Origin of the sequence: Haloarcula sp. S1AR25-4, from assembly GCF_031624555.1 — an archaeon.
Taxonomy (GTDB): Archaea; Halobacteriota; Halobacteria; order Halobacteriales; family Haloarculaceae; genus Haloarcula; species Haloarcula pellucida.
In genome coordinates this window covers 610,069-632,648 of the sequence record NZ_JAMQOR010000001.1, presented here as the reverse complement: position 1 = coordinate 632,648, position 22,580 = coordinate 610,069, and the positions used below count along the sequence as shown (strand labels likewise).

20 protein-coding genes are annotated in these 22,580 nt (G+C 64.9%); 14 read left to right on the top strand and 6 right to left on the bottom strand.

All coding sequences use genetic code 11. The features are described 5' to 3' along the window. Positions 1 to 11 precede the first annotated feature (11 nt). The 5 genes from NDI85_RS03275 to NDI85_RS03255 all read left to right on the top strand — a co-directional run bounded on the left by NDI85_RS03275 (position 12) and on the right by NDI85_RS03255 (position 4,886). Complete coding sequence (locus NDI85_RS03275; RefSeq protein WP_188994654.1) at positions 12 to 419, top strand: YlbF family regulator; 408 nt, start codon at positions 12 to 14, stop codon at positions 417 to 419. 165 nt (positions 420 to 584) lie between these two features. Beyond that, the gene (locus tag NDI85_RS03270) at positions 585 to 1,895 is read left to right on the top strand and encodes an MFS transporter (RefSeq protein WP_188994656.1); all 1,311 of its coding nucleotides are present in this window, start codon (positions 585 to 587) and stop codon (positions 1,893 to 1,895) included. Positions 1,896 to 1,927: 32 nt separating this feature from the next. Then, entirely contained in the window at positions 1,928 to 2,758 is an 831-nt protein-coding gene (locus NDI85_RS03265; protein WP_188994658.1) for an MBL fold metallo-hydrolase, read from the top strand. Positions 2,759 to 2,840: 82 nt separating this feature from the next. After that, positions 2,841 to 3,950 carry a hypothetical protein gene (locus NDI85_RS03260; protein ID WP_188994660.1) on the top strand — a complete coding sequence of 370 codons (1,110 nt, stop codon included), beginning with the start codon at positions 2,841 to 2,843 and terminating at the stop codon, positions 3,948 to 3,950. 39 nt (positions 3,951 to 3,989) lie between these two features. After that, positions 3,990 to 4,886, top strand: a complete 897-nt coding sequence (locus NDI85_RS03255) for a hypothetical protein (protein WP_188994662.1) — start codon at positions 3,990 to 3,992, stop codon at positions 4,884 to 4,886. Between the two features lie 17 nt (positions 4,887 to 4,903). On the opposite strand, the gene NDI85_RS03250 is transcribed toward NDI85_RS03255, so the two are convergent. Continuing rightward, positions 4,904 to 5,500 (bottom strand): hypothetical protein, encoded by a 597-nt coding sequence (locus NDI85_RS03250; RefSeq protein ID WP_310914898.1) that lies wholly within the window; start codon positions 5,498 to 5,500, stop codon positions 4,904 to 4,906. A gap of 309 nt (positions 5,501 to 5,809) precedes the next feature. On the opposite strand from NDI85_RS03250, the gene NDI85_RS03245 reads away from it, so the two are divergent. The 3 genes from NDI85_RS03245 (at position 5,810) to NDI85_RS03235 (ending at position 7,699) form a co-directional block, all read left to right on the top strand. Then, positions 5,810 to 6,334, top strand: a complete 525-nt coding sequence (locus tag NDI85_RS03245; protein ID WP_188994666.1) for a hypothetical protein — start codon at positions 5,810 to 5,812, stop codon at positions 6,332 to 6,334. A 350-nt stretch (positions 6,335 to 6,684) separates the two neighbouring features. Continuing rightward, the gene (locus NDI85_RS03240; RefSeq protein ID WP_188994668.1) at positions 6,685 to 7,251 is read left to right on the top strand and encodes a metal-dependent hydrolase; all 567 of its coding nucleotides are present in this window, start codon (positions 6,685 to 6,687) and stop codon (positions 7,249 to 7,251) included. Between the two features lie 97 nt (positions 7,252 to 7,348). Next, a complete protein-coding gene (locus NDI85_RS03235; protein WP_188994670.1) occupies positions 7,349 to 7,699 on the top strand; it encodes a HalOD1 output domain-containing protein in 351 nt (116 codons plus the stop codon). A 56-nt stretch (positions 7,700 to 7,755) separates the two neighbouring features. On the opposite strand, the gene NDI85_RS03230 is transcribed toward NDI85_RS03235, so the two are convergent. Next, a complete protein-coding gene (locus NDI85_RS03230) occupies positions 7,756 to 9,891 on the bottom strand; it encodes a pre-peptidase C-terminal domain-containing protein (protein ID WP_310914896.1) in 2,136 nt (711 codons plus the stop codon). 171 nt (positions 9,892 to 10,062) lie between these two features. On the opposite strand from NDI85_RS03230, the gene NDI85_RS03225 reads away from it, so the two are divergent. Then, positions 10,063 to 10,446, top strand: a complete 384-nt coding sequence (locus NDI85_RS03225) for a DUF5658 family protein (protein WP_220639373.1) — start codon at positions 10,063 to 10,065, stop codon at positions 10,444 to 10,446. A gap of 1 nt (position 10,447) precedes the next feature. Here NDI85_RS03225 and NDI85_RS03220 read toward each other — a convergent pair whose 3' ends face one another. Then, complete coding sequence (locus NDI85_RS03220; RefSeq protein WP_310914895.1) at positions 10,448 to 10,978, bottom strand: HTH domain-containing protein; 531 nt, start codon at positions 10,976 to 10,978, stop codon at positions 10,448 to 10,450. Positions 10,979 to 11,536: 558 nt separating this feature from the next. Between NDI85_RS03220 and NDI85_RS03215 the strand changes: the two genes are divergently transcribed. After that, entirely contained in the window at positions 11,537 to 11,899 is a 363-nt protein-coding gene (locus NDI85_RS03215) for a hypothetical protein (protein WP_310914893.1), read from the top strand. Positions 11,900 to 11,909: 10 nt separating this feature from the next. Here NDI85_RS03215 and NDI85_RS03210 read toward each other — a convergent pair whose 3' ends face one another. Beyond that, entirely contained in the window at positions 11,910 to 12,911 is a 1,002-nt protein-coding gene (locus NDI85_RS03210) for a GNAT family N-acetyltransferase (protein ID WP_310914891.1), read from the bottom strand. A gap of 264 nt (positions 12,912 to 13,175) precedes the next feature. Here NDI85_RS03210 and NDI85_RS03205 point away from each other — a divergent pair, with 264 nt between their 5' ends. Both NDI85_RS03205 and NDI85_RS03200 read left to right on the top strand, forming a co-directional pair. After that, positions 13,176 to 14,180: a DUF1616 domain-containing protein gene (locus NDI85_RS03205; RefSeq protein WP_310914890.1), complete on the top strand. Its 1,005-nt coding sequence runs from the start codon at positions 13,176 to 13,178 to the stop codon at positions 14,178 to 14,180. A 220-nt stretch (positions 14,181 to 14,400) separates the two neighbouring features. Beyond that, positions 14,401 to 15,177: a class I SAM-dependent methyltransferase gene (locus NDI85_RS03200; RefSeq protein WP_310914888.1), complete on the top strand. Its 777-nt coding sequence runs from the start codon at positions 14,401 to 14,403 to the stop codon at positions 15,175 to 15,177. 404 nt (positions 15,178 to 15,581) lie between these two features. Here the strand turns inward: NDI85_RS03200 and NDI85_RS03195 are convergent, their stop codons facing one another. Together NDI85_RS03195 and NDI85_RS03190 are read right to left on the bottom strand one after the other, a co-directional pair. Beyond that, complete coding sequence (locus NDI85_RS03195; protein WP_310914887.1) at positions 15,582 to 18,599, bottom strand: PKD domain-containing protein; 3,018 nt, start codon at positions 18,597 to 18,599, stop codon at positions 15,582 to 15,584. 92 nt (positions 18,600 to 18,691) lie between these two features. Beyond that, a complete protein-coding gene (locus NDI85_RS03190; RefSeq protein ID WP_310914886.1) occupies positions 18,692 to 19,801 on the bottom strand; it encodes a Gfo/Idh/MocA family oxidoreductase in 1,110 nt (369 codons plus the stop codon). 233 nt (positions 19,802 to 20,034) lie between these two features. Here NDI85_RS03190 and NDI85_RS03185 point away from each other — a divergent pair, with 233 nt between their 5' ends. Both NDI85_RS03185 and NDI85_RS03180 read left to right on the top strand, forming a co-directional pair. Then, complete coding sequence (locus NDI85_RS03185) at positions 20,035 to 21,078, top strand: glycosyltransferase family 2 protein (RefSeq protein ID WP_188994693.1); 1,044 nt, start codon at positions 20,035 to 20,037, stop codon at positions 21,076 to 21,078. Between the two features lie 65 nt (positions 21,079 to 21,143). After that, positions 21,144 to 22,571, top strand: a complete 1,428-nt coding sequence (locus NDI85_RS03180; RefSeq protein WP_188994695.1) for a hypothetical protein — start codon at positions 21,144 to 21,146, stop codon at positions 22,569 to 22,571. The last annotated feature ends 9 nt before the right edge of the window (positions 22,572 to 22,580 follow it).

Here is a 22,580-nt window from a genome sequence, read left to right as displayed (position 1 = left end):
TAGTACGCCCAATGAGTCTCGAACCGGAGTCCGAGACGTCCGATCCAGCCACGACCGGCGACCGAGTCGACGAACTCGCGACGGCGTTCGGCGAGGCCATCGCCGAACTCCCGGTCTATCAGCGCTTCGTCGAGGCAAAGGAGGCCGTCGAGAACGACGAGGAGGCACAGGAGGCCATCCAGGAGTTCGAACAGATCCGCGAGGAGTTCCAGCTCGCCCGTCAGACCGGTCGCGCGAGTCAGGAGGACCTGCGCCAACTCCAGAACGCACAGGAGGAGCTCCACGAGATCCCAGTCATGAGCGACTATCTGGCGGTCCAGAACGAACTCGAACTCCGTCTGCAGGAACTCAACGAGATCGTCTCCGAGGACCTCGCCGTCGACTTCGGCCAGAAGGCCGGCGGTTGCTGCGAGGACTGACCGGCCGAGCCGGATTCGCGTCTCGAACGACCGTTTTCACTTTCGAAGCGAGCGTATCGACAGCGAAATCTCCGCACTCTGTGTTCGTCTCCTCCAGTAGACTCTGCGTAAACGTTTGATTCCCTTGCACAACACATATTTAACCGGCCCGGGGAGAGTCGGCCTGTGCGCGAACTGCTCTCCAACCGGACGTTCCTGCGGTTGCTCCTCGGCCGTCTCGTCACCAACGCCGGGGACAGCATCTACTACGTCGCCGCCCTGTGGTTGGTCCACGATCTCGGCGGGTCGACGTTCTACACCGGCGTGGCATCCTTCCTGATGATGGTCCCGGGACTCCTCCAGTTCCTCGTGGGGCCGCTCGTCGACGACGTTGAGGTGCGGTGGGCCCTCGTGGTGACACAGGCCGTGCAGGGACTGCTCGTGCTGACGATACCTCTCGCGGCGTGGCTCGACGCCCTCTCCGTCGAACTCGTGCTCGTGGTCGTCCCGCTCGCGTCGCTGGTCAACCTCGTGACCTACCCGGCACAGTCGTCGGCACTCCCGCGGGCCGTCGACCGGGACGAACTACCCGCCGCAAACGCGGTGTTCAACACGGCCCACGAGGGGGTGAACATGACGTTCAACGCCGTCGGCGGCCTCCTCGTCGGCCTCGCCGCCGTCGGAGCGGTCGGCGCGTTCCTCGTCGACGCGGCCACGTTCGGCGTCGCCGTCCTCCTGTTCGCCGGGCTCACCTTGCCGGAACGAGACACGTCGGGCGACGCGACGGCGACGGACGGCGGCGCGGACGCACCGTCGGCCGACGACACGGAGACGGTCCGCGAACGGGCGGGGCGGTACGTCTCGGACTTCCGCGAGGGGCTCGCGTATCTCCGAGGGACGGCCTTCGTCTCGGTCCTCCTCCCGCGAGTGTTCGTCAGTTTCGCGACGGGGATGATGCTGGCCGTCCTCCCCGCGTTCGCGGCGTTGCGGGGCGGATCCGGGCTGTACGGGGTCCTGCTGTCCGCGCTGGCGGCGGGCGCGCTCTTCGGGTCGGTCCTCTCGGCCCGACTCGACTGGGTGCCGTACGGCCACCTCATGCTCGTCGGGACGGCGGTGACGGGGGTGGCGTGGATAGGCGCGGGCCTCGTGACGTGGACGCCGGCCATCGTCGCGTGCTTCGCGCTGGCAATCGTCTACTCCGGGGGCAACAGCGTCCTCTTCGACACGCTCGTCCAGACGGTCGTTCCCGAGGACAAGGTGGGTCGGGTCACCAGTTCGATGTCGACGCTGGAAGGCGCGGCGACGCCGTTCGGGTCGCTCGTCGGCGGGGCCGTCGCCGCCGTCGTCGGACCCGTCCCCCTCGTTCTGGCCGTCGGCGTCGCCAACTTCCTCGCCACCGTGTACGTCGGCCTCTCGAGGTCGCTCCGCTCACTGCCGGCCGTCGCCGACGTCGAGTACGGCGATGACCGCATCGAACGGATCCGTGACGGTCCGTAACGACTTAGCCACGTCCACTCACAGTCCGAACTATGACGGTCGATTCAGACTGGGACGATTGGCTCTTGCGCGCTGTCGAAGACGCCGACCCGGACGGACTGGCGATCTGGTATCTGGGCTGTAACGGTTTCGTGCTCAAGACGAGCGGCGACACGACGGTGTTCGTCGACCCGTACCTCGGTATCGGCGACCCGCCGCGGACCGTGCGGATGGTGCCGGTCCCGTTCGAACCGAGCGAAGTGCAGGAAGCCGACGCCGTCCTCGGCACGCACGAACACACCGACCACGTCCACGGGCCGTCACAGGCCCCTATCCTCGCCAGCACCGGCGCGGACTACTACACTACAGACAGCGGCCACGACGTCGTCAGCGACGAGGCGTGGCTGGAGAACTGGTCGGTCACCGACGACCAACTCAACGAAGTCACGGAGGGCGACACCGTCGAGATAGGCGACCTCACGATCCACGTCGAACCGGCCAACGACCCCGACGCCGAGCACCCCGTCTCGTACGTCTTCGAACACGAGTCGGGAACGTTCTTCCACGGTGGCGACGCGCGACCCGGCGACTTCGAGGCGGTCGGTGAGGCCTACGACATCGACCTCGGCGTCCTCGCGTTCGGGACCGTCGGGATGATTCCCGACAGCGACACCGGCGAGCCAAAGCGAACCAAGTGGTACAACGACGAGAACATGATAATCGAGGCCGCCAACGAACTCCAGTTAGACACACTACTGCCGAGTCACTGGGACATGTGGAAAGGGATGACGACCGAACCGACCGTCCTCCACAACCACGCCGCCAGCTTCGAGTACCCGCGTTCGATGGAGATCGTCGAAATCGGCGACCGCGTGGACCTCTGAGCAGAACCGCAGTAGTGTTAGGTTTCAGTCAAGTAGGGCAGACGAAGTACCTTTAATACTGGCGGGGTATGGAGTAACATACATGAGCGATTCGCAAGCTTACAAGGAGGTTACCGTCGCCTCGGATGGAGTGACCGTTACCAAACGGTTCGAGGCTGACGAGTTCCCGGTACCCGCGATAGCGTTCAACGTCCGGTCACGGCGCTCGGAACCGGTCACGCTCCGTCTGGTCGACACCGTCCCGGAGGACGTCGCCGTCGAAGATCTCGGGTTCCACCCCGAGTACGGGTCCGAATACTGGGACATCAACGACGACCGCATCGCCTTCGAGAAGGAGATAGAACCCGACGCCGATTACACGACTGTCTACGGCATCCGGGCCACCGGGACCGACGACGTCGAGAAGTTCCTCACGGAACCGGAAATCGAGACGGTCGACCCACCCCTCGACGACGACGCCGACATCGTCGGCAGCGGTGACGACGCCGTAAAGGACGTCATCGCCGGCGACAGCGACAGCGTGCCGGGTCTGGAGGACGACGCCGACGACGACATCGAGACGCTAGACCTCAAAGATCCCAACAGCCCCGGCGGCGAGGGCGGAGACACGGCGGACGACGCCGAACAGGTGGACGTAGAGACCGGCAACGTCATCGCGGCGATGGCGAACGAGATTCGCCAGAACAACGTCTCGGCAGAGGACGTGAAACTGCTGAAGCGGGCGCTCGACGCCGTCTCCGAGGACGATGACGACGACGCCGGTGGGGTCAACGAAGCCCGCATCAAGCGCATCCAGTCCGACATCTCCGATCTGCGAGCCTACACCGACGCGCTGGAGGAGTTCCTCGAAGAAAACGGCACCGGCGACGAGATGATCGAGGACTTCAGCGAGCGTCTGGACGCCTTCGAGACCGAACTGGCGACCTTCGAGGACGACATCCGGAGCGCGAAGTCCGCGGCGGAGACGGCAACGGAGGAGGTGCAGGTGGTCGAAGAGACCGTCGACTCGATGGACGAAGAGCTAGACGAGATGGAGTCACACCTCGGCGACCTCGAAGCCGAAATCGACGACGTTCGCGAGGAACTCGGCGACGGCGAAATCGACGAGCGTCTCTCCGATCTGGAGGGCGAAATCGAGGATCTCAAGGAGTGGCGCGAACAGCTTTCGTCGGTCATCGGCGGCGGCAACTAATCGAACTGGTTTTATCCGTCCCGCCAGTGGACATCCCTAATGACGACGACCAGAGTGGCCGTTCCCCGGAAAGGGCGGCCCCTCGAGGCGGTGCTGGAACGGCTCGCCGCCCGAACCGGGACGACCGAACTGGCCGACGATATCATCTCGACCCTCCGCTACGAGAAGGCGATCACCAAGGGCAACCAGACCGCCGAGGACGACGTCTACCATCGTCTCGCCGAGTACTCCGGTCTCGACGACCCCACCCAACCGGAGTACACCCTGCTCCGCGACGACAGAGACGGGATGCCGCGACGCGTCGTCTTCGACAGCGTCACTGTTCCGACAGCCCACGGCGACGTCCAGTTGGTCGGCCGCGAGGAACCGTTCCGCGCGCTCCGTACCCACGAGTTCGCGCTCGGGTTCGACAGCGCCGACCTCGTCCTGGAGGAAGTCGTGCAACTCCGTGACGACGCGCTGACGAGTATCGAGGAGATCAACGACCGTATCGATCCGCTGGACACCGACGTTCGCGTGGTCACGGGCCTCGGAGACACGGTGTACCACACCCTGCTCGCGACGCCGGACGTCGTCGACGCACAGGACCGCCCGCTCGGACGGGAGTTCGTCCGCAACTACGACGGCGAGTTCTGTATCTCGCCCCGGTACGAGCGACTCGTCGAGGCCGTCCTCGGGACGGCGGCGTTAGACGGCATCACGTTCACGTACCCCGAAAACGGCAACGAGGAGGAAGCCGACATCGCGGCCACCGGCATCGGTGTCTACCTGACCGTCACGGGGTCGACGGCGCGAGACCACGACCTCGAACTGGGCGAGCGGTTGTTCCCCAGCGAGACCGTGCTTCTAGAGAACGCGCGCGAACGCGACGCGATGACCGAGGACGTCGGCGACTTGTTCGCCGAACCCGAAGAGACGGCGCTCCAGTCGGTCTGAGTCTCCCATCGTCTCTTCTAGCTGCTGTCACAGGCCCAGTAGAGGGCCGTACAGGCGCCGACGGCGACGAGTACGGCCACGGTAATCGGTGCCGACGACGCCGACGGGAGGAGCGTCACCTGTGCGGCGAGCAGGGTAGCCCCCGTGAGTGCGATAGCGGCGTAGTACCGATACCACGCTCTCGTCCCGTCCGATTTCCCGTCCACGTATCGGAGGACGTCGTCACCGGCCGAGCCTAGCGAGACAGTCGCCGCCTCGCGGTCGAACTCGACGATATCGAGGTCGTCCATCTTCGGGAGGTGACTCTGGTGCAGTGAGACGTACACCCGCTTGCGCTGTTGCTCTCTGAGTGCATCTGGCGTCGTGTCGTTCTCCCAGGCAGCGACCTGTTCGGCTAGCAACCTAACGGTCACCGCCGTGTCAGGCTGGAGAACTCGCAGCGCTGCGCGGCGCCGGTCGTTACGGAGGACGTCGAATATCACCCCGTCTCCCAACGAGGACGGCGGGTCTGTAGCTGTTCTATCGTCGTCACAGAACGTTTGGAGAAACCCACTGTCGTCTGTCCGTGGCTCGTCCGGGTCGGCGTCTCGGCGGGCGTTTTGCTGGTCTCTCACGAATTCTCTCGGTACCGAGGGAGTGGTCGAGGTGGTCGGTATAGATGCTGTCGCATTCGTAACCTGACAGCCGACGTATATAGTTCTTTCCCGTTTGCTTACCGTTTGAGTCGCTGAAATCGCACCGATCTGTGACGGCTGGCACCAACGCGGTGAACTATCGTTCAATGCCCCGCCGAAGGCAGTAATCTCCCCTGTCTCGGGGGTAACGACGCTGTAACAAATGTGTATCCGACTTTCGGTACGTCCGTGTCGTCTTCGACGGCAGCTCGATGAACCGTCTACTCACCAACTGCGGCGACGGATGCGATGGAACAAAACAATACCGAACTCTCACGCGACCGTGTCTTCGACATCCTCAGTAGCCCTCGCCGTCGATACGTCCTGTACTTTCTCAGGACCGAACCGAATCCGATCCAGTTGACCGATCTCGCCGAACACGTCGCCGCCTGGGAGAACGACACGACGGTCGAGGAACTCTCGACACAGCAGCGCAAGCGCGTGTACGTGTCCTTGTACCAGACGCATCTTCCCAAACTGGCCGACGCCGGCCTCGTCAACTACGACGACGAGTCCGGCGAGGTGTCGATCGCTCGCAAGGCGAGCGAGATAGACCCGTACCTCGGCGACCACCACGAGGAACCGACGTGGTATCTGTACTATCTCGGACTCGCCGTACTGAGTACGCTCCTCATCGTCGCCTCCGCGCTCGGTTTGGGAATCGGACAAGGGGTAGTCGCGGTGGTCGTCGTCGGTGCCTTCGTCGCACTGACTGCGATACACGCGGTCTACCGATGGCGTCAGCGACCCCCACCGTCGGAGTTCAGCGAGTGACCCTCCCCGGCGACTACTCTTCCTCTTCGGGGAGCAGTTGCTCCGGTTTTCGCAGGTACGTCGGTGTGTTCGCGAACTCGACCATCCGTTCCAACTCCTGGTCCGTGATATGTCGGGACATCACATACACGACCTTCCCCTATTCGGGGTTAGTAATTGAGCCCATAGCTCCGAGAATGGCGTTTATACTACCGGCAACGCTGGGGTCGATAGCGACGCGAGCCTCGACTCAGAACCGCCAGACGACGAGCGACCACGAACGGATACGAACAGCATAACAATACGGGGCAGGGCCCGAGCCACGGCCGTGAGACAGACCAGCGCAGTCGTCGTGGGGAGTGTCTAGCCCGATGTGGCCCTGGGAACATCTCGCCGTCGGTTACCTCCTCTACTCGCTGTTAGTGCGGGCTACCGGTCGGTCGCGGCCACGGGGGCGTGACGTCCTCGCCGTCGGCCTCGGTTCTCAGTTTCCCGATCTCGTCGATAAGCCACTCGGCTGGGGAACGACGCTGTTGCCATCGGGAACGTCGCTCGCACACTCGCTGCTGTTCGCGATCCCCATCGTGACGCTCGTCGTCCTCGTCGCTCGGTACCGCCGGTCGTCGACGGGCACCGCCTTCGCGGTCGCCTATCTCGCACACATCCCTAGCGACGTGCTTTACCCGGTCGTGCTGGGAGAGGAACTGCGAGTCGGGTTCCTGCTCTGGCCGCTCGTCCCGGTCGACCCGATGCCACCGACGGATATCGTCGCCCGCGTGAGCGAACTGTTCACCGACTTCCTCGGCGTCGTCTCGACGCAGGCGGGGCTCAGATTCCTCTTTCTCGAAGCGTTCCTGCTCGGTGCGACGCTCTTGCTCTGGCACGCGGACGGCCTCCCGGGACTGGAACTGCTCCGCCCGTCACCCACTGACCGGTGACTCCCTCGGAGACGGCTGAGAGCGTCCGTTCGCGCTGCTGCTGGGCCGTTGTCTGACGAAGGCTTTAATACTGCCATCTCGTTAACATCCTTAGCAGATGGCTCGTAAGGGTGGCCCCCACTCGACCGAAGCACAGGTAGACGACCAGCCAGCCGACGGCTCGAACGCGACCGAGCAGCGCCTTTCGTACGACCCGAAGACCGACTCGTACAGAACGACGTTTTCGCCGGCGGAGACGTCGACGAGTATCGCGATCGTGGACGCTCTGACCGACATCCGGCACTGTTCGACGGCTGACCTCGAACCGCTCTATGACACGTTGGACACCGACGCGCTCGACGCGCTCGTCGAGTCCGCGGAGTCGTCCGTGCAGGTCCGCTTCTCGCTGGACGGGTTCGGTGTCCTCGTCTCCAGTACGGGTCGCATCGAAGTGACGCCACCCGAGTGAGCGCGAGACCGCTCGAAACAGCTCTCAAAAGAGGGGGGCGACCCTGCTCTGCCCGCTTAGACTCGTCGTCTGACGGCCGTCAGGAGCGCGGCGGTCACGGCCAGTAGCGCGGCGAGGACGCCGAACCCTGCGCCGCTCCCACCGGTCGTCGTCGCTTCGGTCGCCGCTTCGCTGGTCGTTACCTCGGCTTCCGTCGTCACGGCCTCGACCGTGAGCGTGCCCACGGACGTGCCGCCCACGCCGACGTCGTGCGTCCCGGCCGCCGGGGACAGCGACGCGGAGACGGTTCGTTCACCACCTGCCGGCACCGAAACCGTCCGCTCGGTCACCGTGTTCCCGTCGACGGTTATCGGGACGGTTCGTTCGACCGCGGCAGAGCCGTCGTTCCGTAGCGTCGCGCTGACGGTCACCGTCTCGTCGGCGCTGATGGCCGTCTTCGAGAGGGACCCAGTCGTACTGACCGGGTCGACCGTTCCAACGGCTATCGTCGAGAACGTCGTCGTCTGGGCGCGGTAGGTGACGGTATCGGCCGCCGAGGCCACGCGCGTCGTCTGCAGCGGTATCCAGGAACTCGACGCCTCGTCGTATCGGTAGAGGACGACGCTCGCCTCGGGCGTGTCACCGAGGGCGGTCCGGTCGACGGCGAGGGTCACGGTCCCGTTCTGGACGGGCGACTGGGTGGTGTTCCCGGCGGTCTGGAGCGAGGGACTGAGGACGAAGCCATGTGCTACCGTCACGCCGTCGGCCGGCGGGCCGCCGGCAGAGAGGTTCTGCGTCCGAACGGCTTCGAGCCACAGCGTCCCGGACCCGGCCGAATCGATTGAGACCGACCGGAGCGTCGCGTCAGTGCTCGTCGTCTCGAAGGTGAACTGCACCGCCTCGCCGGTGGTCGCGTTCGGCTCGAATCCGATCTGCGTGTCGTCGCTGATGGCGACGGTGTTGCCCTCGGGGGCGGTCGGCGGAACCGCCGTCAGCGTCTCTGCGGACTCGTTGTCCAGCGACACCTGGAACTGTCCGGTTCGGTCGAGTGTCACCTCGGTCGTTATCGTTCGCATCTGATAGGGTTCGACCGTTCCGTTGAGTCGCGCCACGGGCTGTCCGTCGACGACCACCGGTCGGTCGAAGGTCCCCGTCTTGTCGCCGTAGTTCGCGACGGAGACGGTGTACTCGACCGACGACCCCAGCGTCGCCGACGTTCGGTTGAGACCCGAATCGAGGATTTCGATGGTGGACTCGGCCGGCCCGGTCTGTCCGTGGCTGGTCCCGGCGTGCTGGTCGTCCCCGTCGTCGGTGCTCGACGCCGTCGAGTTGTTGCTGGCGTTCTCCCCGCTCTCGGTGTCGGTCTCGTTTTCGGTGACGTTCGTGACGTCTTCGGCGGTCAGTATGTACGAGAACTGGTCGTTGAAATCGCCGGTGGCGACGACGACGGTGTGCGGTAAGTCGTTACCGAACGTGTACTGGATGGTGGCGTCACGCCCGGAGTATGGTGCGACCTCCTCGGCGACGATCTTCCCGTTTGGCGCGATGATATACAGGGCAGAGTCCTCGGAGGAGGACAGCGACAATTCGACTTCCTGTCCGACGGCTCCGTCGATTTGGACCGTTTCGTACCGGCCGTTGTACTGGTAGCTCTCGTCGTTCGTCTCGTCGACGGTCCCGGCGACGGTGTCACCGACGGCCATCTCTAGGTCCTCGCTCTCTTCGAGTTGGTCCAGCGAGAGGAGGTACTCGAAGTGGTCCTCGGAGAAGTGACTGGTCACCTGTATCGTGTAGGTGCCGTCCGACGGGAGACGGTGCGTTATCTGTGAGTTGTTGCCCTCTCCGCCGTCCTCGTTGTGGGCCAGTTCTTGGCCGTCCGGACCAACGAGGACGAGCGAGGTGTCCGTGGGGGCAAATACCTGTACGTCGACGAGGTCGCCGGCCTCGCCCTCGAAGGAGACTGGCTCGTAGTAGAAGTCTCCGGTGTGGCTGTTCTCCGTGGGGTTCGACCGTATCGGGTCGACGCTGTCGACTGCACCGGACACCGTCTCGCCGTACGCGATTTCTCGGGTGTCGTCCGTCGCCGGTGCCGAGGCGACGACACCCACCCCTCCGATCGGACCGGCGACGGCGACGAGGACGGCCACCACTACGGCGACCAGACGGACACCCCGCCGTCGACGGACCGTGTTCTGCTGTGTCTGTTCGGGCATCACTGCGAGAGGTGACTAGACTATGGTATAGTTACCCGCTCTGTACGAGGGGGCTACGGCCCGAAGACCGGTTAGCACTGCTCGTACCGATGATTCGTGACATAGGCGTGGATTTCTGGCGGTAATTCCGTCCTTACCTCGGGTGTCCTGTCGGTTATCCGGTTCGTTACCATGGTCTGTGGACCGCTGGTCTCACGAGTGGCGTCCGATTTCACTGCAGAGGTGGCGTTCGTCGGGGAGAGCGGCCCCAACTACGATCACTTACTCTGGGGCGTGGTCGTCGTCGCCGCCGCGGCCGACGTCCTCCTGACGCTCGTCGGCGTCTCGATGTGTTTCCGCGAAGCCAATCCGGTGGCGCGCGCGGCGATGGACGCAGCGGGCGGCGTCGGGTTGCTGGGGTTGAAACTCGCCGCGCTCGGGGCCCTGTTCGTCGTCTACCGACTGGTCCGACCGACCTATCGACGGGCGGCGCTGACGGCGTTCTCGCTCCCACAACTGTTCGCAGTCGGGCACAACAGCCTGTTGCTCGTCCAGTACGGCCCGGCCTGTCTCTGAGTCAGATCGACTCGTCTGCGAGCGCGCGCGAGGACATCGACGACTCGCGGGTCCGTTCGAGGGCCGCCACGGCGTCTTCGGGCGTGTACGCGACGCCGTCGATCAGACACGGGAAGACGGCGACGAGTTCTCGTTCCGCATAGAGCGCCAGGCACCGGCACGGTGGCACGATACGCCGGAACGACTCGTCGGCGAAACTGGACGTGACTTTGCTGATTCGAAAGAACGGCGAGATGGAGATGCCGCGCTTGGCCGCGAGCGCGTAGAACTCACCGATAGTCGAGACGATACGTTTCCCGCTGCCGATGCTCGCGAGTAAACTCCCCGTACAGATGCTGTCACCCCAGACCAGTAGATCCAGCTCCTCTAACAGCCCCTCCTCTACGAGTCCCGAAAGCCGCTCGACGAGCGCGTCTTGCTGTTGCTTGCTGCCAACAGGCGCCAGCGAATGGACGAACACTTCGGCGCTTAGTGTCACCTCTCTGGAAGGCAATAGTTCTTCGAGGGGGAGCGCGGACTCACCTGAACTCATGTATATCACGTAGCGATGCCCGGAGTGACGTATTAAATACATAGGACGCTTTTCCCCATAAGACTGCCTTACAGCACCTGTATCGTCTAATAACGTCGAATAAGGGTCGCGTTGGGGGAGAGCGAACAGCGCAGCCGGGACGACGCCGGCCGCCGTCTCGTGTGGCCTGAGTGGGGGTGGGGTGGGTGAGTTGGCAAGGGATGGACCGGTGTGGGCCAGTACGCGCAGGTGTTCGCTCTCCCCGCGTCAAGCGGGACGGCGTGACCGTGTATTGTTATTCCGTGGTTAGCGGCGGTAGGCAGTGCGCTCGACGGTTCGCGTCCGGGCGTTCCGTTCGCCGGATTCCCCGTGTATCGACCGAGCGGTACAGCGAAGGAGGTTCATAACTACCTGCGTGACAGCTAGTTGACTGGTGTGATGTTCGCACTGAAACGGTTCCTGGTTATCAGCATCGTCATCCTCACGGTTGGTCTGGCCTACCGGACCCTGCGGTCTGGCCACGACAAGCAATGAGCGGCGGCGTGCGGCGGCCCTCGACCACGCGTCCGTCACGCATCCATGACGAGTGAGGACGATACGTCCCCCATGGCCGACGCCGACAGCGATACCGGCTTGCTACCGGACGCCGAGTGTATCGACCTGCTCTCGTCGAACCGACGGCGGATACTGCTCCGGGCGCTCTGTGACGCCGAGGAGCGAGAGCACTCGCTGGAGACGTTGGCGGCGACCGTCGCACAGACGGAGCAAGGGACGGACCTCGGAGACGTCGCGACCCACCGCATCGGCGTCTCACTCCACCACGTCCACCTCCCGAGACTGGACGACGCCGACGTCCTCGACTACGACCGAGAGACAAACACCGTCCGGTTCTACGGCAGCGACCGTATCGAGACGTGGTTAGCGACCATGCGCGACGACTAGGTCGGCTGTTTCACTTGAGCCGTCGGTAGAGCCGAGCCACCGTCCCGAACCCGGGGGCGCTCCGCTCCAGGGAGTGATACCGGGTCAGCGTCGGGGCGAATTTCGACTTGTACCGGGAGAGCCGCGGGTTGTTCGCCCCGACGAGGTCGTACGCCACGACGTCCCGCGCGGCCGCATCGCGGATGATGTACCAGTGCAGCAGATCGTTGACGTCGTACTCGAGATCTGTCTTGACGGTCCCCTGCCAGCCGTAGGCTCGCTGACCGTCGTCGAGGACGAGGCTCCCGCCGACGAACACGCCATCGATGGTACAGACGTACGGCCGGAGGTAGCCCTCCGGAAGCGCCTCGTAGAGGTCCTCGACGAGTTCGACGGTCACAGGGAATCGGAGGTCCTGCTCCGCGTGGCGGTTGCGGACCTGCGCGATGATACTCCGGGCGGCCGCCTGTCCGGACTCCGAGACCGAACAGGCGTCTTCGGCCTCCCTGACGTTCGAGCGGGCGTCGCGACTGAACCGGTCGAACAGCACCTCCGGACCGGTTTCGAGGTCGACCACGTAGGTAAAGCGCGGCGTCTCCTCGAACATCTCCCAGTCGAACGGTCGCGTATCGGGCGTCGTGATCGACGTCCGGACGTGGACGTATCGCGGTGCGTGTGTTCGGTATAGCCAGTCGAGACACCGCTCGACGAACCGGCGGCGGCGGCGCTCGACCGTGTTGGACTTCATCCCGGGACTGGTCAGGATGACCGGGCCGAGGTAGCTCACCTTGAGGTCGGGCGGTGGCGAGAACGCCGTCGTTATCGGGCCTTTCTGGATGGTGAACAAGGGGAATAGCCCGACGGGTTCCTCGCCTTTGTACCCTATCAGGGGGTGTAACTCCGCGTCGGCGTGGTCGGCGAACACTTCGAGCGCCTCGAAGCGGTGAAACGGCGTGCGCTCGTCCGCCTGTTCGAGTGTGTCGTTCCAGACGTCGCTGTCGCTCGCAGCGAGCGTGGTTATGTCCATGCTCATACGTCCGTCCCTCTTCGTGAACCCCCGTTCTGGAGACCGGTAGACGCCAACATCGCTCGCTTCGTACTGACGACCCCGGGGGGTAAGTTATACCCGCCCTACCTGTTCACGGAGTCACGTCGCCTGCGGGTGTCCGAGACCGCCACGGCGGCGGTACGAACGCCATAACAAAGCGATGTAACCGGATAGCCCGTACCGAACAATGTCTGGGGCGAGCGTTCTGGCAATCCGTGAGTGGACGACAGACCGGCGGAGGTCCGCGGCGTGAGCGTCACCGAGACCGCTCGCCGTCTGGCGGCGTCCACACTCGACGTGGTCCCGGTCGACCTCGTAGCCGTACTTACGTACGTCGTCTTCGCCAGCGCGACGGTGACTATCGGCGTCGGCGGGACGGTGGTCGGCTTTCTGATCGGGTCCGTCCTCGTGTTCTTCGCGCCGGGGTACGCCGTGGTCGCCGCCCTGTTTCCCCGCAGGCCACAGAACCGGGACGCTGGCGAGGGCGCTATCGGCCTCTCGCTGACCGCGGCACACGACGGCGTCCTCGCGCGTGAGCGACTGGCGCTTGCGTTCGGTGTCAGCGTGGCGCTGATTCCGCTGATGGCCGTCACGCTCGGGGCGCTAGGTGTCAGACTGACGACGGAGTCGGTGCTCGCGACGGTGTGGGTCGTCGTCGGAGTCGGTGTGGTCGTCGGGACTGCTCGCCGCCTCGCCGTCCCGGCCCACGAGCGGTTCGATCCGCTCGCGATCGCCCGACAGACCGGGACCGAACGGTTTCTCGGCGGCGACGCTGTGACCCGGGCGCTGACCGTCTGTCTCTGTGTCGCCGTCGTGGCCGCACTCGGGTCGCTCACCGTCGCGCTGGCCGGCCCGACGCAGTCGATGTCCTACACCAGCGCGTCGCTGCTGACCGAGTCACAGTCCGGCGAGTACGTCGCCGGCGGCTACCCGACGAACGGCACCGTCGGCGAGTCACAACCGCTCGTCGTCGAGGTGACCAACCACCACGACAGCGCGGCCACCTACACTATCGTCGCGAAGCTACAGCGCGTCGACGGCGGGACGGTACTGGCGAGCGAGACGTTACGACAGCAATCACAGCGCGTCGCCGTGAACGAGACGTGGACGTACGACCACACCGTCACGCCGACGATGGCCGGTCAGGACCTCCGATTGGTGTACTACGTCGTCCGCGGACCGATGCCGGAGACCGTCGACGACGGGTCTGCCGACAAGGTCCTCTATCTGCGACTCGACGTCGCGCCGCAGTGACCGGCACTGGAGGAAGCGATCCCGTGAACTCGCTGCTATCTGTCTCACAACATCGACAAGACACTCTGAACGTTAGATATCCTGTCTGTTTGGGGTCCGTTCCCAGACCAGATCTTTCGCTTCTCCGAGAGGAGAACCGACAGATCGGAATATAGGTGTTTGAACTAAGCGCATATTGCACCTTAATCGCTAAATGGTCAATAGATGTATTAGATGAGTAATGAGCACAGACAGCGCCCGTGGGTACTTCCGATTGCAGTCTATTCTCGGAACGACTGAACATTTTGGCGGTATGGAAGCAACGGAGGAACTCGCTCGTGCCTGCCAGATAGAGCCGGGTGACCGCGTCCTTGACGTAGGCGTCGGAACCGGCATCACGCCGCCCTTCCTTTCACGTACCTTTGGTTGTCGCGTGGTCGGCATCGACATCTCGCCTTCAATGCTCACATGGGCGAGAGAACGTGTTGCCTCGGAACAGGTATCCATACGTCCTCAGTTTGCTGTTGGTGATGCCTGTCGCCTCCCCTTTGCATCTGGGACATTCGACGCGGTTATTAGCGAGTCCGTACTCGGGTTCGTGGATGACCCGACAACAGCACTTCGTGAGTACGCGCGAGTAACGCAACCTGGTGGCGTCGTCGGCGTAAACGAGGCAACGTGGCTTGACGAGCCACCACGATCCCTGGAGTCGTATCTCGAAGCGGCAACTGGGGCATCACCTAAGCCACCAGAAGAGTGGGTCACTCGGTTCGAGCAGGCCGGCCTCCGAGACACCAGATCAACTGTCCGACAAGTCGATCCACGCACTCAGTTTGTGAGTGAGCTTCGTCGTCGTGGCATCACGGAGACGCTACAGACCGTGGTACGTCTTATCGGTAATCTCACCGACCCTACGATTCGTCGGTACATCCGGATGAACCTCACGCACTGGCGGGAGGCCTCACAGGTCCTCGCCTACCTCGGATACGGAATCTACGTCGCAGATGTGGATTCGTGACCCGTTGTGCCAGTTAGCGTAGTCTACGACGATGTGGTATCTAGTGAGACTTGGATACAGAAACTGGTGTCCCGTGTGTGGACACGAGGTTTTCAGCCACATTCCCTTCGAGGGAGTGTTCTGCAAGAACTGCAACACCTACCTAACGGCTGTTTTCGTGGGAAAAGTGTCGAGACGATAGGATTTCAACAGGGCCGCATCGCCCTTTCTACAGGTGTTGGGATGGGCGAGTGCGCTCGTCGCGTGCTGTCTCCGGTCTAGTCGGTAGCTTTCACGGGATGTGTGCCACCCGAGTCGAACGCGACACGTGAGCCATCCACCGACGGAACAGCGGTGGACGTGACGGTCACCGACACCACCTCGACGGACCAGTCGGTCAGCGCCACCGTGTCGGCTGACTCGTCTCAGAGCTGTCGACTGAGGACGGCGATACTGCCCGCGACGAGCCCGATACTGCCGAGTGCGAGGAGACCCAACAGGAGCGGGGAGGTCGACCCGCCGCCGCCCGCGCCGGTGTCGACCCACGACTCGGTCTGGGCGGTCTTCGCTTCGCCGTCGACGGCCACCGACGCGTTCTGTCCGTTGACACCGACGGTGTACTGACCGGGGTGTTCGATTCGCTGCTCGAAGGTGACCGTCTTCGTCTCGCCGGGCGCGACGGTCACGGACTGCCGCTCGACTACCTCACCGAAGACGACGAAGGAAGCGTTCTCGGTGCCGGTGACAGTCCCGTCGTTACGGAACGTCGCACGCACTTGCACGGACTCCCCGGTGCCGACCGTCTCGCGTTCGACGTCGACCGACGGGGGGCCGATGTCGGCTCTCGCCGGCGCGACGTCGACCGTCGTCTGGAGGCCGGCGACGGTGAGTCGCTGCTGTCCGGCCCGCCTCGGGACGACGGTGAACGTGAGGCGTTCGGTCTCGCCCGCTCGAATCGTCACGCGCTCGGAGGCGACGACGCGGCCGCCGAGGACGGTGGTCACCGTCTCGGACCCGTCCCGGTGCCCGTCGTTAGACAGCGTCACCGAGACGTTCACCGACTGGTTCACGACCGGAGACTCGGCGATGGCGAGGTCGGTGCCGACGACCTGCGCTGTCGGGAGACCGACGGCCAGCGGTTCCTCCGGGCCGGCCGTCGCGTTGATGACGACGGTCGAGTCGTTTCGGACCAGCGTCGTCTCGGCCGTCTCCCACCCGGACCCGTTCCACGTCGCGACGGCGAGCGAGTCGACCGACCCACCGCGGTTTCTGATCGCCGCCCGGTCGATAGCTAACTGGTAGGTGACCGAGGACGGGGCGGGCCCCGACGCGACGCTCGGTCCGAGCGCCAGCATCGTCTCGTCGCTCCCGAGTGGCGGCCCGTCGCTGCCGTTCCACTCGTCGGTCACCGCCACCGCACTCCCCGATTCCACGTCGGCCAGCGCGATGCGCTGGACCCTCACCGAACCGCTTCCGAGCGTCCCGTCGTCGAGGCCAACACCGACGACGTCGGCGTCGACGTTGCTCTCGACGGTGACGGTGTTCCCGTCGCTGCTCGCCGTCGCGGCCGGTTCGTCCTCGTCGGGTTCAGGCGGCGGAGCAGGGGCCGCTCCGCCTCCGCCGCTGTCGCTGCCGCCGTCGCCACCACTGCCCCCGCCACCGCTCTGTGAAGCGCGCTCGACGGTCACTTGCGCGCTGTCCGTCGCCGTCACGTTCGCGCTGTCGGTGACCGTCAGGCGGATGGTCCGGTCGCCGGCGGTATCGAACGTCGCCGTCAGCGAGGGGGTCGTGGTCACGTTCTCGGCGGTGCCGTCGCCGTTTAGGTCCCACTCGTAGGTCGCCCCGCCGCGAGGCACCGTCGAGTTCGAGGCATCGAGAGTGATCTCGGTCCCGACACGCGTGGTCGCGGGTGCGTCGAGTCTGGCGACCGGGTCGTTGCTCGCGTTGCGCTGGACCGTGAGAGTCGCGTTCGCGCTATCGTTCCGGCCGATGGCGTCGACCACCGTCACGCGGACGGTCCGGTTGCCGATAGTGGCAAACGAGGTGGTCAGCGAGGCGTTCGTGGTCACGTTCTCGGCGGTGCCGTCGCCGTTTAGGTCCCACTCGTAGGTTGCCCCGCCGCGGGGTACCGTCGAGTTCGAGGCGTCGAAGGTGACTTCCTGGTTCACCGTCGCCGTCGCCGGCCCGTCGATGGCCGCCGTCGGGTCGTTGCTCTCGTTGGCCTCGACTGCGATCGTCGCGTTCGCGCTGTCAGTCTGGCCCAGCGTATCGACGGCCGTGACAGCGACCGTCTGGTTCCCGACCGTGTCGAACGCCGTCTCCGTTCTGGCCGCCGTCGTCGTCCGGTCGACCGTGCCGTCGCCGTCCACGTCCCACCGATACTCGCTGATGCCCGTGTCGTCGGTGGAGTTGCTGGCGTCGAGGACGACCGTCTCGTTCGGCGTGGCTGTCGCCGGTGCGTCGAGTCTGGCGTCCGGTGGGCTGTCGTCGACGACTTCGATAGTCACGTTCGCCGTGTCGGAGCGACCGAACCGGTTGCTGACAGTCAGCGTGACGGTGAACGTCCCGGTCTGGTTGTACGTGTGCGTCGTCGTGACGCCCGTCGCACTCGTGTTGTCGCCGAACGACCAGTCGTACTCCGCGGACGGGCCGACCGTGGAGTTCCCGCCGTCGAACTGTACCGCCTCGCCGCTACTCACCGTCGTCGCGTTCACCTCAACGGCCGCGTCGAGACAGGTCCCCGCCTGCACCTCGACTGGACTGTCTTTGTCGAGCGCCACGAGTTCCTCGTCTGGCCCGCTCCTCGCACGCCACTCGAGTGGGTCGTACGGCCAGTCGAGTTCCGGGTCCTGTGCGGCGAAGCTCTCCTCGTCGAACGCGGGGTCGATACGGATCGCCGTCTCGTTCAGGTGTCCGAGGCCGACCATCGCCGCCCCGTCGGTCCGTCCCTCCGTCCACATCCAGTCTATCTGACTGCTCGTCTCGCCGTGTTCGAAGTTGTCGTCACGGTTCTGGTAGGTGTCGTCCTCGACGGGCCACGACGCCTCCTCGGGGACGTTCGTAATCGACATCGACACCGAGCCGTTGCCGACACCGTCGTTGCGAGCGTCGTGAAGGAAGAGCAGACTGTCACCGTTGGACCCGCGATAGACGTAGAGTTGGCTTACGTTCGACACCTGTCTGTCGTCGGTCCCGTGAGAGCTGTAGTCGGTCCCGTCGCCGCCGTGGTAGTCGTAGTACGACGAGACGTTCTGTGAGGCGTCGCCGACGATGGTAAGCGGGATACACCGCTCACCCTGCACGACGCTGTAGGCGGTCGGCCTGTCGTCGACGTTCTCGACGTTTCCCGCGGCCGATCCGACCGGTCCTAAGGGGCCGATACTGGCGCCGACGACGAGCAGTACCAGGGCGATGCTCCTGATTGCGAGTGTCTCCCGTTCCATGATGGTCCGACGGGCTGGTGCCCGACTGAGTATGGCCGGGTTTCAGAAGAGTACGGCTTTGTTATGGAGCACCGTCTTTCAGTAACGGTCACTTACAGCGAGTCAGTGTTCAGTTGAATCTGCTCGCCGGCGTCCGGTCGCGCCGCGGCCCGTCGTATCTCCTCCATGATGCGGAGCGTCCACGTCCCTTCGGCCACGGGGACCGGCATCGGGTCGCCATTGTGAATCGCCCTGGCCTCGACGTCGAACTGATAGTAGTGCGAGTCGAGGTCGCGCTCTGCCGCCCAGTCGTCGGTGAGGGTCCGACGGGCGACGGCGACGACGTTCTCCAGCGTCCCCTCGATGCGCCCGAGGACGTGGTCGACGTTGGTGAGCGCCCGGGCCGTCACCGAGGCGTCGTAGTCTCTGTCGAGGACCGTCACCGTCTGGGAGACGATGTCGACGAGGAGACTGCCGCGTTCGCCGTGGATTCGGATGGACTTGTGTGGGATGTCGCTCGCCAGTATGGTGGCGTTACAGAGGACGTCGGTCTCGCTGGTGTACTGGAACTGGACGCTGTCGTAGTCGAACCCCTGCTCGTACTCCCGTGTGAGTGCGGTCTGGGCCTGAATCGCGTCTTCGGCGACCGGGTAGCCGCCGAGTTTCAGTACGATGTAGATCGGGTGTGGCAGCCCCTCCTCGAACTCGCCGCCGGGGAGGTCGAACGCCCACGCACCCCGGCGCACGTCGTCGGGATACGTCTCGCCCGTATAGAGGATGTTCACCGACCGAACGTCGCCGATAGCCCCGTCGTCGATGAGGCGAGACGCCTTCCGGACCGCGGGAGCGAAGTTGTGGTTGTGGACGACCGATACCGGGACGTCTTGCTCGTCTGCGAGCGCCTCCAGTTCTTCCGCCTCGACGGCAGACGTCGTCACGGGTTTCTCTATCTGGACTGCGATGCCGTCTTCGATGGCCATTCGTGCCAGATCGAGATGGGTCTGGACCGGCGTACAGAGGTGAATCCAGTCGAGGTCCTCGCGGGCGAGCATCCCCTCGAAGTCGGCGAAGGCGCCGATGTCGTACTCGGTCGCTTTCGCTCGGGCGCGGGACTCGTCTACATCACAGATCGCGACCAGATCCGTCAGTGGACACTTCTGGAGGCCAGAGAGGTGTACGTCGGACACCATGCCGCCGCCGACGACCGCACTGTTCAGCGTCATCGTCACATCCCCTCGCTGCTGTCGGTATTGTTATAGGCGCTGTGTGCCGCGGTACGCGCCTGCTACTGCCGTCGACACGGCCACGCTACCGGACACCGACGGCGGTCTCCTCTCGACGCCCGTCGCGCCGGCCGAACGCGTGACACAAGCCGAGCATAACAATGGACGAGACAGCACCAGTTTCCGGCGAGAATGGGTCCCGAAAGTCCGCGGCGAGTCGGAGCGTGGTGACGATGTACCGTGACGCAACCGTCGCCGTCGTAGTGCCGGCGTACAACGAAGAAGGCCTCGTCGGCGAGACGATAGCGACCATCCCCGGCTACGTCGACCGGGTATACGCCGTCGAGGACGGGTCGACCGACGGTACCTGGGCGGAGATCTGCCGGACAGCAGACCGGATCAACGCTGCGAGCGCCTCCAGAAACGGCTTCTCTCGTCGGGTCGTTCCCATCAGACACGACGAGAACCGCGGCGTCGGTGGCGCGATAAAGACCGGGTACCTCGCCGCCCGCGAGGACGGCATCGACGTGACTGCGGTCATGGGCGGGGACGCACAGATGCAACCGGAACTGCTCGAAGGCGTCATCCGTCCGGTCGTCGAGGGCGAGGCCGACTACGTCAAAGGGAATCGCCTCATGAACGAGGCCCACCAGAGGGGGATGCCCCGCTTTCGCTACGTCGGCAACCGCATCCTCACGTGGCTGACTCGCATCGCGAGCGGCTACTGGACTATCGGCGACCCGCAGAACGGCTACACCGCCATCTCGCTGCACGCCCTCGAGGAGGCGGGTATCGAGGACATGTACGAGTACTACGGCTACTGCAACGACCTCCTCGTCAGGTTGAACGTCGCGGGCCTCCGGGTCGTCGACGTTCCGCGGCCGGCGAACTACGGGGACGAAGAGAGCCACATCGCCTATCGCTCGTACATCCCGAAGGTGTCGGGGATGCTCCTGCGGAACTACTTCTGGCGCCTGCGGACCAAACACCTCTACGAGGGGCCGTACTCGATGCTCGCGTTGTTTGCCGCCGCGGCGACGACCGTCCTCGGCGGCGTCGTCGATACGATACGGAGCGACCGGTCTCTCCGCGAAGCGCTGCCGCGGCTGCTCGGGTCGCTACTCGTCGGCACCGCCTTCCTCGTCGGGGCGCTGTTAGTGGACCGCGACTACGAACGGCATCTCGATGACCGCCTCGACCCGTCCGTCACCGAGAGCCCGCCGGCCGACGGCGAGGCGTCTTCGGCCCCTGTCTCGACCGCTGTCGGCGACGACTGAGAGAAACGAGGGCTTACCGGGGATACAGTCACCATAACAATTCGATACTCGCCGTCAGGGACGGTATGTCAAGGGAGTGGACGCGCCGTCGGCTACTCGCTCGGCTGGGAACCGCGGGGCTGCTCGGCGCTCTCGCTGGCTGTCCGCGCGAGGACGGCGAGCCGAGGACCGAGACACCGACAGCAGAGACGCCGCGGCCGACCACCGCCGATACGGCAGTTTCGTACGAGACGCCGACGTCGGCCGACCCGGTAACGTCGACGCCCGCACCAGCGGACTACGAGCAGGTCGTCGACGTCGTCGAGGAAGGTGCCGACCCGACGGGGTCCGTCTCTATCCACTCGACGCTCCAGTCGATAGACGCCGACCACACGCTGGTCCGGTTCCCGCCCGGCGAGTACCTGCTGGACGAACACTGGTACGTCGACGAGTTCCACCAGTTGGGCATCGTCGGCCCGGAGGCGACCATCACCACCGTCCCGAACTTCGGCGGGCCGCTGTTCGGACTGGGTCGCAGCGGAGACGCCACCGATCTCGCCGTCGAGGGGCTGACGTTCGACTTCCGACAGGGGAACACCGGGCCACGACCGCTCCACCTGACCGTCGCCGACGGCCTGTACGTCTCGGACGTCTCCGTGCGTGGCGAGTTCGATACGAACCAGGACGGGATGCGGTTCGGCGTCACGGACCCCGACGGGACAGGCGTCATCCGACGGCTCAGTATGCCGGACGGCGGTGCCCCGCAGTACCGGAACACCGGCTGTTACGTCGGCGAGGACCATCGCGGCCACCTCCGGTTCGAAGACTGCGTCGTTAGCGGGTTCCCGGACAACGGCCTCTACGCCTCCCCCGCGAGGGGGCGCGTCGACGTCGTCGGCGGTCGCTACGAGAACAGTGGTATCTCGAACGTCCGGGTGAGCGGCCCGGCGACCGTCAGGGGCGTGACCGTCCGCTGTACCGAGGCCCGTCGCGGCGTCCCGAACATGCGCGGCATCCGCCTCCGCGGGGGAACGGATGTCCTCGTCGATGGCTGTCGCGTCGTGATGGACCGAGTGACGGGCAGCGACGGTGCCATCACCTGCGCAAACTGGCTCGAATCGGCCACGATTCGGAACACCCACGTCACCGTCCGGGCCGACGGCGTCCGGGCGCTCTGGGCGAAAGACCCGAAGAACGGCTCCAGCGCGGCACGCCGCTACCCGTTGCAGATTCGGGACCTCACCGTCGACGGGTCCGCCGCCGGGAACACGGCGATACTGATAAGCGGGCGGAACGGGACGCTCCTCGACGGCCTCTGTGTCTGCCAGACCGGTCCGGGGCGGAACGGCGTCACCGTCGTCCAGTCGGCCGGCTCGGCCCTCCGTCGGTCGTCCATCACCGTCACGGGGACGCCACTGGTGACCGAACGGGCACAACTCGACCGGCGTGACCTGCAGCTCCAGTCGCTCGGGAGTCCCGGGCGCGTGAGTAACGACGTGTGTGACTGCTCGTGACCGCGGCGG